The 13,879-nt window shown below is 42.2% G+C and carries 12 protein-coding genes; 7 read left to right on the forward strand and 5 right to left on the reverse strand.

The window, feature by feature from the left end; all coding sequences use genetic code 11:
* Window position 1: 1 nt before the first annotated feature.
* A complete protein-coding gene (locus OS173_RS10085) occupies window positions 2–2,173 on the reverse strand; it encodes an LPS-assembly protein LptD (RefSeq protein WP_267184158.1) in 2,172 nt (723 codons plus the stop codon).
* Window positions 2,174–2,437: 264 nt separating this feature from the next.
* Here OS173_RS10085 and OS173_RS10090 point away from each other — a divergent pair, with 264 nt between their 5' ends.
* Both OS173_RS10090 and OS173_RS10095 read left to right on the forward strand, forming a co-directional pair.
* Window positions 2,438–2,779, forward strand: coding sequence for a YegP family protein (locus OS173_RS10090; RefSeq protein WP_267184159.1), 342 nt, complete (start codon window positions 2,438–2,440; stop codon window positions 2,777–2,779).
* 75 nt (window positions 2,780–2,854) lie between these two features.
* On the forward strand, window positions 2,855–3,595 hold the full coding sequence (locus tag OS173_RS10095) for a class I SAM-dependent methyltransferase (RefSeq protein ID WP_267184160.1): 741 nt from the start codon (window positions 2,855–2,857) through the stop codon (window positions 3,593–3,595).
* A 46-nt stretch (window positions 3,596–3,641) separates the two neighbouring features.
* Here OS173_RS10095 and OS173_RS10100 read toward each other — a convergent pair whose 3' ends face one another.
* The 3 genes from OS173_RS10100 to aspS all read right to left on the reverse strand — a co-directional run bounded on the left by OS173_RS10100 (window position 3,642) and on the right by aspS (window position 6,988).
* Window positions 3,642–4,517, reverse strand: coding sequence for a mechanosensitive ion channel family protein (locus tag OS173_RS10100; protein WP_267184161.1), 876 nt, complete (start codon window positions 4,515–4,517; stop codon window positions 3,642–3,644).
* A gap of 91 nt (window positions 4,518–4,608) precedes the next feature.
* Window positions 4,609–5,220, reverse strand: a complete 612-nt coding sequence (locus OS173_RS10105) for an esterase/lipase family protein (RefSeq protein WP_267184162.1) — start codon at window positions 5,218–5,220, stop codon at window positions 4,609–4,611.
* Entirely contained in the window at window positions 5,213–6,988 is a 1,776-nt protein-coding gene (gene aspS / locus OS173_RS10110) for an aspartate--tRNA ligase (RefSeq protein WP_267184163.1), read from the reverse strand. Before aspS ends, OS173_RS10105 begins: the two co-directional genes overlap by 8 nt.
* Window positions 6,989–7,176: 188 nt before the next feature.
* Between aspS and OS173_RS10115 the strand changes: the two genes are divergently transcribed.
* The 4 genes from OS173_RS10115 (at window position 7,177) to OS173_RS10130 (ending at window position 11,719) form a co-directional block, all read left to right on the forward strand.
* Window positions 7,177–9,180, forward strand: coding sequence for a serine/threonine-protein kinase (locus tag OS173_RS10115; protein WP_267184164.1), 2,004 nt, complete (start codon window positions 7,177–7,179; stop codon window positions 9,178–9,180).
* A 108-nt stretch (window positions 9,181–9,288) separates the two neighbouring features.
* A complete protein-coding gene (locus OS173_RS10120) occupies window positions 9,289–10,368 on the forward strand; it encodes a tRNA-queuosine alpha-mannosyltransferase domain-containing protein (protein WP_267184165.1) in 1,080 nt (359 codons plus the stop codon).
* Window positions 10,359–10,715, forward strand: coding sequence for a VanZ family protein (locus OS173_RS10125; protein ID WP_267184166.1), 357 nt, complete (start codon window positions 10,359–10,361; stop codon window positions 10,713–10,715). The genes OS173_RS10120 and OS173_RS10125 overlap by 10 nt, the downstream gene beginning before the upstream one ends.
* 65 nt (window positions 10,716–10,780) lie before the next feature.
* A complete protein-coding gene (locus OS173_RS10130) occupies window positions 10,781–11,719 on the forward strand; it encodes a glycosyltransferase (protein ID WP_267184167.1) in 939 nt (312 codons plus the stop codon).
* 2 nt (window positions 11,720–11,721) lie between these two features.
* On the opposite strand, the gene OS173_RS10135 is transcribed toward OS173_RS10130, so the two are convergent.
* Window positions 11,722–12,588 carry a class I SAM-dependent methyltransferase gene (locus tag OS173_RS10135; protein ID WP_267184168.1) on the reverse strand — a complete coding sequence of 289 codons (867 nt, stop codon included), beginning with the start codon at window positions 12,586–12,588 and terminating at the stop codon, window positions 11,722–11,724.
* A 162-nt stretch (window positions 12,589–12,750) separates the two neighbouring features.
* Here OS173_RS10135 and OS173_RS10140 point away from each other — a divergent pair, with 162 nt between their 5' ends.
* A complete protein-coding gene (locus tag OS173_RS10140; RefSeq protein ID WP_267184204.1) occupies window positions 12,751–13,833 on the forward strand; it encodes a class I SAM-dependent methyltransferase in 1,083 nt (360 codons plus the stop codon).
* The last annotated feature ends 46 nt before the right edge of the window (window positions 13,834–13,879 follow it).

Consider the following 13,879-nt stretch of genomic DNA (forward strand, 5'->3'; position numbering starts at 1 on the left):
ATTAAAATGTCTCTTGGTATCCTAATATGGATTGTTGTAGTAATTGCCGTGGGTCCCGGCCTAATGAACCCAATCCGTTTAATTGTATTTCAGCGTAGATGCCATTGTTACTCAAACCGGATTCATCCACCAAATAGTGTCTGGCCACTAATCTAAATGCCCAACAACAGCTTTTATGTTCATAACCAAATAAAGCTTCAATGGTTTTACTGCTGCGGGTTGAATAATTCCAGCGAGCGATTATACGATGTCGATTGTTAATGGGTAAGACAACCGATGCATCAAACTGTTCAATTTTAGATCTTCTATAGCGATAGGCAAAATTATAAAGGGTGTTGTTATCGGTTATATGTTGAATACGCAGCGCACCGCGCTCTAATTCAGTGTCGTCTTCATTGTAATGCAGACTTAAGCCTGCTGACCAGTATTGTGATAAAAATAGATTATAATCAAATATAATGGGTGACTGAGTAATGGTTTGCGGATTATCATTAATTTGAACTTGTTGATCTTCAAAATAATTAATTTGACCAATGGTCCAGTTCCAGCGTTCTTGGCCGTCATCACCAAAATTGCGTTGTGTGAAAGCCAATGCGGCCTGATTCATGTCTGATTGACGATCTGCACCGGAAAATCGATTGGTTTGAAACAATAAAGAACTACCAAAGCTCAGTTCGCGACTGTCAAATATAGGAATGTCAGATTGGTCCCGGTAAGGCGCATAAGTATAAAAAAGTCGTGGTTCGATGGTTTTATAGCCACCATCGTTGTCATTCTTTTGAAAAGTTAATCCTAAATCAGCGGATATAATTGGTAAATTACGATTAATATCCGGTCGATTGTCATCAAAATTATAGTGAGTGCTTCGGTATTGTAATTTAGGTTTAATATAACCCCAGGCAGAAGTCCATTGTTTTTCAATCCAAGGCGTAATATCGGTTCGCCAAGCGCCAATGGCATCTTCTTTATAAAAGTTAATCAATTCCGATTGAACGCCATAGCTGTATTGTTGCGCATAGTTGTTTTGAAACCAGTCAAAACTGACTTCAGGTAAGGTTCGGTATGGTTCTCTGGCTGGTGTAATTTGTTCACTTAAGACATCATACTCGTTGATACCGGCAAAAAACTGCCAGCTGGGTGCAGAGCCGCGTATGCCTATTTTACTTTTTAAATAAGGTGTTGACGTGATATAAGCGCTGGATGCAAAGTCTTCATAATAACGACTATCTGAAACCGATTGAATATGGCTGTCAAACCGCCAGCCGTCACTTATGCGAGTGGTGTGACGATAATCAACTAAACTGCGATCACGTAATCGTTTATCATCATTCGGTAAAAAGCTGCCTTCAAAGACGCCCTGACTTTGCGCTGTTAAGTAGCGGTATTGTGCGCCCAACATCACACCATGATCAGCAATAAAGCGTGGCGTTAATGTCATATCCATATTCGGTTTGATGTTAATATAATATGGCACAGATAAGTCCAGACCGGTGGTGTTGGAGTAGGAAACACCCGGCACTAAAAAGCCGCTTCTTCGGTCATCATTAATGGGTAATTTGGCGTAAGGCAAATACAACACCGGTACATTTTTAATGCGCAAGGTGAGATTTCTAAAAGTGCCAACACCTTCAGTGTGGTCTAAATCTGCAGATTCTGCCCGCACTTCCCAGTCACGTTGGGCCGGTGCGCAAGTGGAAAAGGTAACGGTTTGTAAGTGCGATTGATTGTCGGCTATTTTCATGTAGTCCGCTTGACCGTTCATGTCAGAATCGATTAAAAAATAATTAACCTCACGTAATTGTGTTTCTTCATGTTCGGTGTCCATAATAACTGACATAGCCGATATGCGTTGTGATTTGTTCTGTAATTGGACAATGCCCTGTGAATGGAATGTCAAATCACTTCGGTCATAAATTAAAGAGGGTGTTAATAAACTGACATCATTTTGTTTAATGCAGACATCGCCGTGGATTAATAAGCGATTGTCATCTAAGCGCTTGGTTTCTCGGGCTGCTAAACGCACTTTTTCATCAAAGATGGGTTGCTCAAAACACGCCTGATGTTCCGGGTTTAAGGCCATATCAATCACCGGACAGTCATTGATTTGGGCATGCCCAAAGCTTGGAATAAGTAATATGAGTAAGACAAAGAAAATGAGGTTTTTGTTTGGCAAATTAATTCCAGTTTAAAAATTGAGATTGTAGAGGTCTCGTTTAACTAAGGACAATGGTTTACGGTCCGGATAGACTATTTTTACTTTTAACTATTGAAATCTTTATTTCACATATTCGTCTATAGTTATAAATATACCTCTTTTTATTTACAATAGCAGCGGGCTATTTTAATATGGATGGTGGTAAATGTCCGCACCGGATGTTTAATTTTTTATGTAGACTTGTCCGTAACAAGTCGAAAATGTTTTATGAGGATGATAATTATGGCAGGAAAATTCTGTATTTCAAAAGGTAAAGATGGAAAAGATTACTTTGTGTTAAAAGCCGGTAATGGTGAAGTTATTTTTCAGTCGCAAGGTTACAAATCGGCGAGCGGTTGTGAAAACGGTATAGAGTCAGTGAGAAAGCATGCCGCTGATGAGAGTAATTTTGAATGTCGTGAAGCGAAGGATGGACGTAAATACTTTATTCTTAAAGCCAGCAACGGTCAGGAAATCGGGCGCTCACAGATGTATAAATCAGAAAGTGGCTGTATGAATGGTATTGCTTCAGTGGCAAAAAATGCCGGTGGTGCAAGTATTTCTGATGAACGTGATAGCGTTTAATTACTAACGTTAAAAGTTTAATTAAGGCATTTTGGTTCGCCAAAATGCCTTTTTTCATGGATTACAGGTAATAACATGACCCAATGGTTTGATAACGATGACATGTGGCGGATTTTCTATGATTGCATGTTTGATGCAGACAGCTTTCAATCAGCTGATCAGGATTGTGAAAATCTGCTGAAATTATGCGATTTTCCGGGCCATAATGTGTTGGACTTAGCCTGTGGTCCCGGCCGGCATGTGGCAGGCTTTGCGCGTCGGGGGTTAGCGGTGACCGGTGTCGATCTCAGTGGTTTTTTACTAAATCAAGCGGCGCAACACATTGACAAAGAAGGTTTGGACGCGACCTTGGTTCATGCTGATTTGTTGCGTTACGAGCCGCAAAAAACCTTCGATTTAATCACTAACTTGTTCTCATCTTTTGGTTATTATGAAAACCCGAAGGATAATCAACAGGTTCTCAATAACGCCTATCGCTGGCTTAAGCCCGGCGGTCAGTTTGTGCTTGATGTATTCTCTAAGGAGCAGGCGGCCATGCACATTGAACCTGTACATTGTACTGAATATGACAATGGTGATGTGCGTTTTGAACGACCCTTGCTGATAGATAATATGAACGTTTATGCCAATGAGTGGATTCTGGTGCGCGAGGGGCAGGCTTATCGCTGGCAATACCAACATTTTATTTATTCGGCCCAAGAGTTACAAGGCAGGCTTGAAAAAGCCGGCTTTGATGATATCCATATCTATGGATCCATGTGCGGTGATGATTATGATATGGAATCAACGCGGCTGGTTTTGGTTGCGCGTAAATAAAAAAGCCGATTTATGAAACCGGCTTTTTGTTGGTTTGCTAATACAGTTACTTTGTTTCATCTAATCGCTTATAAAGATGCACCTCAGTTTGCGGGTAAGGAAAGCTACAGCCGCCGGCTTCAATGTTATATTTTAATTGTTCCAATAAATCCGCCCGTACCGGCCAATAATCGGCACTGTTCACCCAAGGTCTGACGGTAAAGTTAACGCTGGATGCGCCCAATTCATTGAGCATCACTTTAGGCTCAGGATCTGTGAGGACTTTTTCGTGAGCAGCTACGGTATCAGTGATGATTTTTTTCGCGGTTTTTATGTCATCATCGTAACTAACGCCAATAACTAAATCGATGCGACGTGTCGGTTGGGCAGAATAATTGGTGATGACATCATTGGTCACCTGGCTGTTGGGAATAATCAGGTTTTTATTATCAGTGGTGCGCAAATAGGTACTGAATAATTTAATTTCCTTAACTGTTCCACTGACATCGCTGAGTTCCACAAAATCACCAATTTTAAAGGGCCTGAACATCACCAACATAATGCCGGCGGCAAAATTGGCTAAAGAATCCTTCAAAGCCAAACCGATGGCTAAACCGGCGGCACCCACTAAGGCGATTAAAGAGGTGGTCTGGAATCCCAATTGAGTCAGGGCCATAATAATAACGAAAGTCAGCAGCGAGTAATAAACTAATTTGCTGACAAAACTGGATAGAATTTGGTCATGTTGGGTGCGGGTGATGGCTTTGGAGCTAAACGTGGCCACCCATCGGGCGATTTTTTTGCCTATCCAATAAATAAGCAGGGCAAAAATGAGGGCTTTAACAACCGATAAAACCACTTGTGGGTTATTAACCAGGTCAATTAAATAGGTTTTCATCTCAACCAAAAAATCAGTATTTTTGGGTGTTTGTGACTCTTGCATCAATCATCTCCAACATTAAAAATGAATATTCTAACAAAACCAAGCGTTAAAATATGATGAAACTGAATGTTATGCTTTTTTGATGCGGCTTTTAGTCTTGTAGAAATGCCAAAGTCAGATCTTTGGCTTCTTTGTTATTTAATAAGCCCATGTGAGATGTGTGAACAATTCGATGCTCATCCAGCCAGTCTGCCTGGGTTTCACTCAAAGCCACGGTGCCGTCGTGCCGGCTTTTCCAGTTGGCAATAAAGCGCCCCAGACCATAGGGAGAGTCACCGGCAATCATCATGGTTTGGCGTTTTTTGATGGGTAGTTTGATGCCTTTTGATAATGGCTTAGCAGCGTGTTTAAGCAGCGCCTTATCCCAGCCCAATTCATGTAATCTTTGTGCCACTTGAGAGCCGTTAATGGGTGAGCCGATGAACAGTAATTTGCCCGGTTTGGTGATTTTAGATAGCGCCTCCATGGCTAAAATACCGCCCATGGAGTGCACCACTAAGTGAATGATGTCTTCTTCTCGGGAATTAATAAAGGCGGCCAATCTTCGAACATTAAATTTAAAAGGGTGAACGGTGGTCTTGTAACCGAAAAGGTAAACCTTAAACCCATGATCTTCTAAGAAATGTCGATAACCAATCCAAGTCCATGGTTTCATCCATAAACCATGGACCAGAACAACTGCTTGTGAGGTTGGTTTATTCATCAACCTCAGGCAATATGGTTTGGATATGAACATCTGCCAATTGACTGTTATCAATATCCGAAGGTGCTGTTGTTAATGGACAAGCACCACTGGCCGTTTTCGGAAAAGCAATTACTTCACGAATGGATTCCTCGCCACACATGAGAGCTGCCATCCGATCGATGCCGAAGGCGATACCGCCCATTGGCGGACAGCCGTAATCCAGCGCATCTAACAGAAATCCAAATTTTTCTTGGGCTTGATCATCGGTAATTGCCAGCAGTTCGAAAACAGCCGATTGCATGTCTGACCGGTGAATACGGATGGAACCGCCACCTAACTCAACACCATTGAGAACCATGTCATACGCTTTTGACAGGGCTTCACCGGGTGCTGCTTGGAGGCTTGCTAAATCACAGGCCGGTGCAGTGAATGGATGGTGTAAAGCGTCCCAACGTTTCTCATCATCATTCCATTCAAACATGGGGAAGTCCACCACCCATAATGGTTGCCAGTCTTTTGATATGCGATCAGTGTCTTCACCAATTTTTAAGCGCAAGGCACCCATATATTGGGAGACATCTTGATAATTGCCGGCACCAAAAAATAATAGGTCACCATTATCGGCAGCTGTTAATTCGATGATTTTGGTCAACGCTTGATCGTCTAAAAACTTAACAATAGGAGATTGTAAACCATCACGACCGGCAGCCTTGTCGTTGACTTTAATCCATGCCAATCCTCGGGCGCCGTAACGTCTGACAAACGGGTCATAATCGTCAATTTGTTTGCGCGTGAAGTTTTCACCACCCTGGGGTACTTTCAGAACCGCGACTCGACCATTGGCATCATTGGCCGGTGCCGAGAATACTTTAAATTCTGTGTCTTTAACAGCGTCGGCAATATCCACCAACTCCAAATCATTGCGTAAATCAGGTTTGTCTGAACCATAACGGCGCATGGCTTCATGGTAGGTCATACGCGGGAAAGGCTTGGGTAAATCAACATCAAGTACTTCTTTGAAGGTATTGCGAATTAAGTTTTCGGCTAAATTTAATACGTCTTCCTGTTCAACAAATGCCATTTCCACATCTAACTGGGTGAACTCCGGCTGTCTATCAGCACGCAAATCTTCGTCTCGAAAGCAACGGGCGATTTGGTAATATCTATCCATGCCGGACATCATCAATAATTGCTTAAACAACTGTGGTGATTGTGGCAAGGCGTAAAATTGCCCCGGGTGCATACGTGCCGGCACCAGAAAGTCACGCGCTCCTTCAGGTGTGGCTTTGGTTAGAATGGGTGTTTCAATATCGAGAAAATCTTGTCCGTGCAAATGTTGTCGCAAGGCATGGTTTAATCGAGAACGTAAACGTATATTGTGCTGCATTTTGGCACGACGTAAATCGAGGTAGCGATACTTTAAACGCACCTGTTCACCAGCGTGTTCATCCATCATGAAAGGTAATGCTTTGGCCGGATTGAGGACTTCATATTGATCCACCACCACTTCGATCTGACCGCTGGCCAGTCGTTCATTGGCTTGACCTTCGGGGCGTTTGCGGACGGTGCCGGTGACCCGTAAGCAATATTCATAACGGGCATCTTCAGCGATTTGAAAGGCTGCTTGATTATCAGGTTCTACCACCACCTGTAATAAGCCGGTGTGGTCGCGTAAATCGATAAAAATCACGCCACCGTGATCGCGGCGTTTATCGACCCAACCACACACCTCTACCGGTTGATTAAGAAATTGTTCCGTTACCTGATTACAATATTGACTGCGCATGTTGGACTGATTAAATAAAAACGACCAATTTTACCTTATCAAAGCCATGTAATCACTTCATTTACCTGTTTCAGGCATTAAAAAAGGGTGACCGACTTCACAAATCGAATATTTTTGGGTTAAGCTAACATTCAAGGCTATAATCTATAATGGTAAGCCTGATAAATAAACCTTTGCGGGGAATAAGCATGAAAAAGAAATTTGGTCATTATGAGGTCATCTCTGAGTTAGGCAGAGGCGGTATGGGTGTGGTTTATAAAGCTTTTGAGCCCACTTTGAATCGCTATGTGGCCATTAAGGCATTGGGCGAACATTTGCTGAATGATGATGATTTGATTGAACGCTTTACCCGCGAAGCCAAAAGTATGGCTGCCATTAATCACCCGAATGTTATTCAGGTCTATTACATTGGCAAAGAAGGCAAGCAGCCTTATTTCGCCATGGAATTTTTGGAAGGCATTTCATTGGATGAACTGCTGACCGGTCAACGAATTCTTCAAGTCGGTGATGCAAAAAATATTTTGCGCCAGGCCTGTGCCGGTTTAAGTGAAGCCCATAAACATGATTTGGTACATCGCGATATTAAGCCCGCTAATTTGATGGTTTGTGTGGATGGCTCCGTGAAGGTGGTCGATTTTGGTATTGCGCAGACCCGAGAGTATGGTGATAAGTTGACCAATACCGGTGAATTTGTGGGAACACCCGGGTATTTGTCGCCGGAAGTTTGTACCGGGCAAGAAGTGGATAAACGCTCGGACATTTTTGCCTTGGGCATTGTGTTTTACGAAATGCTGGCCGGCAAGGTGCCGTTTGAAAATGACAGCCCTTTGGGGTTAATGTTAGAAGTGGTGCAATCTGAAATTCCCGATATCCGTGGCATCAATAAAAAAGTGGACAAGAAAACCCACTATATTCTGGAAAAGATGATTGCTAAAAACCCTGAGGAACGTTTTCAGGATTGTGCTGAAATTATTCAACAATTAGGACCCGGCAGTGAATTATCTGATTTAAAAACCATCAAAGCCCACGCCATTGAAGCGATTGTCAAACCTAAAAAAGTGTCGCAGCAAGTCACCCAACAAGCTGCGAAAACTTTGGCCAATGCAACAGCCACAACCCCTAATAATCAGCGTTCAGAGAATAAAAAATCAGCGTGGTTTTGGAAAGTGGCTGCTGTTGTTTTGGTGTTAGCCGGCGGGGGTGTTTTAGCGGTACAACAAGGCTATTTGCCCAACCCACTGGAGAAACAAAACACCCCAATTAATGCACTGATGTCTGATAACCAAGAAACCATGTCGCTGGCAGATGTGCCGCTTAAATCAGAGTCTGAGCTGCAGGCCATGAGTGATGAAATGAACCAGCAACATGAGGCCGAGCCAGAGGTCGTTAAAAGCAGCACTGCATCCACCACTAACGGAGGTTTATTGACCTGGGGTGCACAATTATTATCCGATTCAGATGATAAAAAAACCAGTGCAAATAAAGACAGCACTCAGCATGTTGAAGATAATAACCAGATTGCGGCTGTTGAACCACAGCCAAACGATGCCAGTTTTGATATTCAATTAGTGGATTCTGACAGTCAATCAGCCTCTGTCGATCATCAAACGAAAGACACACAGCTGAAAACTAAAGAGCCGGCGGTCGATCAGCCGATTGAAAACACCGATAACTTAATCGCAAAAGTCGAGGTGCCGAACAAAACCATTGCACAACAAGCGCAACAAAAGAGTCGATCTAAGCCGGTTATAAAACGCGATAAAGGTGTGGCGGTGTTGGTATTCGGTGATCCCGCAGTGGCCAATCCCATCAAAAAAATCATCGAATCTGAACTTAAATCAGCTGGTATTAAAGTCATGAACGAACAATTTGTGCCCGGGTTAAGTGGCGCTATGGCGCAAGGCTTTGATATGGCCGATGTTCGTCAACGCTTAGACGGCTATGGCGGGCAACAATTGGTGGTTGCCAATGTTAATTTTGTGGGTGAGCAAATGTTGGAATACTATGGTCGCCAATCAGTGTTAGTAAATGCACAGTTGGATGTCGATAGTTATGATTTAGCCAGTGGCGATTCTTTAGGAAGCGGTTATGGCAGTGATTTAAAATATACCAGTCTAAATGCCACTCAGGTGGCACAAGAGGCGGTGATGGGTTTTGTGGATCGACTGAAGGATGATTTAAAACAACGTTAATCCGAATACTAAAAAAAATTCGAGTGCTAACTGTAACTTTAAAAACAATCTTTCAAATACAATGAAAATAAATCTATTTAATACCGGTAACGTAAAATATTCGGGTGTATGAAACCACAGGTTTTGTTGCTATCCGCCTATGATGCGGAATCACATCGCTATTGGTACCAAAACCTCAGTTATCAGCTGAGTGAATTTGATTGGCATATTTTGACTTTAAAAGACCGTTTTTTTAGCTGGCGTTTGGCGTCCAACGCCTTAAACTTCAAACATCACCATCATCAGCTATTAAGTCAGAACTATGACTTGCTAATTGCAACTTCTATGGCTGATTTAGCAACTATTCGTGGCTACTACCCGCATTTAGCTAATATTCCTAACATATTGTATTTCCATGAAAATCAATTTGCTTATCCGGATAACCCGCGTCAGCAAGGTTTATTGACCATGCAATTACGCAGTTTAATGGCTGCTGATGTGGCGGATACGGTGGTTTTTAACAGTGGCTATAACCTCCGCAGTTTTATGGTTGGTGCGGAAGCTTTTGTTAACACCATGCCCGATGGTATTCCTGATAATTTACTTAGTTCAATTGAGCGCAAATCATCAGTTTTACCGGTACCCATTTTAGATGACTGTGTGCCTTCAAAATCAACCGTGGCGCATAGTGAGTTGGGTGTTTTGACCGTGATATGGAATCACCGTTGGGAACATGACAAGGCCCCGGAAACCCTGTTAGCTTTAATGAAACTATGTCAAGATCAAGCCATTCGATTTCATGTTTTGGGGCGAGTTTTTAAAAAAATACCTAAGGCCATGCAAAGCATCATCAACGACCATGCTGATCAATGCCTTACTTTGGGCTACGTGGATAATCGACAGGATTACCTGAAAATACTACAAACCGGTGATGTTGTGTTATCCACAGCGTACCATGATTTCCAAGGTGTTTCCTTATTAGAGGCGGTGGCTTGTGGATGCTTGCCGGTGGCGCCAGATCGTTTGGTTTATCCGGATTTATATCCTGCGGATAACTTGTACACCTCGACCCCAGGTTCGCCAAAAGTAGAAGCCGAGGCCATTTTAGTGAAGTTACAAGATCCATCCTTACTAAAACATGTACAGCCGATATTTGGTTGGCGTGATATGGCAGAAGATTATCGACAATGGATTAACGCATGGCTGTAAAAAACAAAATTGCACACGGTATCGGTTGGTTGCTGGTGATACTTATTTGGTTGTTATCTCTGCTACCATTATCCGTGCCAACAACAGCGGTAGAAGGTGGCGATAAAATCGGGCACTTTGTGGCTTATGCAGTGATGACTTATTGGTTTTTGCACTTGTACCCAAAAACATGGCTGGTGATTTGGGCTTTTATTGTGATGGGAGTAATGATTGAAGTGCTACAAGGATTAACCACATTTCGTTTTTTTGAATGGGCTGATATATTGGCTAATGGTCTGGGGGTGGTGGTAGCGTGGTTTGTTTTTGGTGGTTTGAAAGTACACATCAAAATACTTTGTTCAAGATAATAATCAACCACTAATGACCTGAAGCAATAATTTGAATACAATACATTTTTGTCGCTGGGTTTTGTATGCCATCCGTAGATATTATTGTACCGGTTTATAACGAACAAGATGTTTTGTCAGTGTTTCAACAGCGCATCACTGAGGTGATGTCACAATTGGACATAGACTGGCGGGTTTTGTTTGTGGATGATGGTTCACGTGATGACAGTTTACAGCAGATGCAAGAACTACAGGCAATCGATGGCCGTTTTGGATATCTGTCTCTGTCCCGAAATTTTGGTAAAGAACATGCCCTGACTGCCGGTTTGGATCATGCCGATGGCGATGCGGTCATTGTTATTGATGTGGATTTACAAGACCCGCCGGAATTGATACCGGATCTGATTGCCGCCTGGCACGAGGGTTATGACGTGGTGTATGCCACGCGTAAGCAGCGACAAGGCGAAACCTGGGCCAAAAAAACCACCGCTAATTGGTTTTACCGCATATTAAACACCATGAGCGACACCAGAATTCCCAAAGATACCGGTGATTTTCGACTGATGTCCAAAAAAGCCTACCGTGCGGTGGGCCAGCTGCGCGAACGTAACCGCTTTATGAAAGGCTTATTCGCTTGGGTAGGCTACAAACAAAAGCAAATTTTCTTTGAACGTGAACCCCGTGCCGCCGGTGAGACTAAATGGAATTATAATAAACTCTGGCGCTTTGCCATCGACGGTATCACTTCCTTCAGTTATTTACCACTGCGCTTTGCCACCTGGATTGGCATGATGGTGGCGACCTTTGCGTTTATTTATGGTTTGGTAATTATTGTCAAAACCTTGATTTTGGGTGCCGATGTCCCCGGTTATCCGTCCTTAATGGTGGTCATTCTGTTCCTCGGCGGCATCCAGCTGACAGCTTTGGGCATTATCGGCGAATACCTCGGCCGTATGTTTAACGAAACCAAACAGCGCCCCTTATATCTTGTGGATGACTATCAACCACCTGGTTTTGATAAATAAGTTTATTTTTCAGCGCACAGTAATAGTTGCGGCCCACCCAAATAAGCATACTTCTTTGACCAATAGACGAGCCCATAAGCATCACTAAATCCCAAGGATTTAAGGGTATTTAATAAATCCCAGCCAAACGTGTAATAACTTAAGCTGCCTTCTTTTGACATCGGGTTGCCGTGGTATTCCGGCTCAACATGAAACACCGTTTCATTGTTGTCATTAATGGATGCCCGCACCAAAGTTTCATCTGCATTGACATCAAAAGGTACAGAGAACAGTAATTTACCTGTGGGTTTTAGAACACGAAGAATTTCTGTTAAGCCTTGCTTGAAATCAGGAATGTGCTCAAAACAATCAAAGGACAACGCATAATCAAATTGTTCATTGGCGTATTCTAAGTGGGTTAAGTCTTGATGATTGAGCCGACGAGGAAATAATTTGAGCTTAAAGCGAATAATATTTCGCCAAGTACTGGCAGACACGAACTCGCTGCCAACTGAATTAGGATAGTTTTTCATCAGCCATTTATATAGTGGACTGAGTTGTTCAGTGAGATAAACACGGTCTTTTTTATTGGGCTGACAGAACTGCTCAAAAACATGAATGGCGCCTCGAATTCTGTTATTGAACTGGGTTTTCTGACAAACCAAACGTTCTCGTAAATTAGGCTGACCTTGGTGCTGATACAGATTATCCACTAAAAACCGGCTGTCACTTTTTACCGGCCAACTAAAACCTTCTACATATAATTCATCTTGGTTTTTCAAAATGTCAACAAGTGCTTGCTCATATTTTTTGAGTTGCGTCAGTTGCTCAGCATGATCTGTAATCAGTTGGCGGTATTGTTCTTGTGAGTTGGTTTTGAATATTTGCATGAAGTTTTGTTGCACAATGGGGCTTAGATTATAGTGGTGTTATTGATTTTTTAACATGGTTAATAAAAGCCATAACAAGTGATGTCAGTGATAACAGTGTTTTAAATTACTGTTTTAAAGCTTAAAATGGAAGTTTAGTGTAATCAGTGTATTTGGATTTTGATGAATTTACAAACCGTAAAAAAGTATATGCCTTCGTGGTTGAAAAAGGTTTTAATCAGACCTTATCGTATATTACGTGCATTGCGGTATCGTTTTGATCCTAATCAATATGCATTACGAACCGGTAACGAAGCGGATGTTTTCAGTGAACTGGAAGAGGTTAATTCTTTACCGGAAATTTTTCATTATTGGTCGAATCGTTATTTACGACCACAATTAGAAGATTTTGGTTTTAGTCATCCTGATGAGTTTTTTAAGTATTACGCCTGCAAAGCACAGCAACAGAAAAAACATCAAAACCCGTTGCGTATTCTTAGCATCGGTGCCGGTAATTGTGATACTGAAATCAAGTTAGCAAAAAACCTTCTTGGTGACGGCATTCAATCATTGACGATTGTTTGTATGGATATTAATCAAGCCATGTTTAAACGCGGTTTGGAATCGGCAGAAAAAGAAGGTGTTGCTAATCATCTGACATTTTTGCAAGCTGATTTCAACAGTTGGGAAAGTGATGATTTTTACGATTTGATTATTGCCCATCAAAGTCTTCATCATGTGGTCGAATTGGAGCACTTATTTGCTGAAATAAAAAAATCCTTACCTGCTGAAGGCTTTTTTATTACCTCTGATATTATCGGTCGCAACGGACACCAGCGCTGGCCCGAAGCGGTTAAGGTTTTAAAGAAAATTTGGCAACAAATGCCGCCTCGTTATCGCTACAACCATCAGCTAAATAAGGAGCAAAAGAAGTATGTTAATCATGATTGTTCTTCAGACAGTTTTGAGGGTATCCGAGCGCAAGATATTCTGCCTTTGTTAATCAAAAACTTTCACTTCGAAACCTTTATACCTTTTGCTAACCTGATTTTGATTTTCATTGATCGGGGTTTAGGCCCTAACTTTGATGTTAATAATCCGGAAGACCTTGCTTTTATCGACCGTATTCATCAGCTGGATGAAGAACTGATGTTGGCAGGTACCATCCAGCCCACGCAACTGATGGCCGCCATGCAATTAAAACCGAATGAAAATATCCGGTTGCGACATCCAAAACTAACGCCTGAGTTTTGTTTGCGTCAATAAATGAAAATTGTGAGTTTATCTATTGGTTGTTGGTTTATTAAATACA

The sequence above is a fragment of the Marinicella gelatinilytica genome, assembly GCF_026410405.1.
GTDB lineage: Bacteria > Pseudomonadota > Gammaproteobacteria > Xanthomonadales > Marinicellaceae > Marinicella > Marinicella gelatinilytica.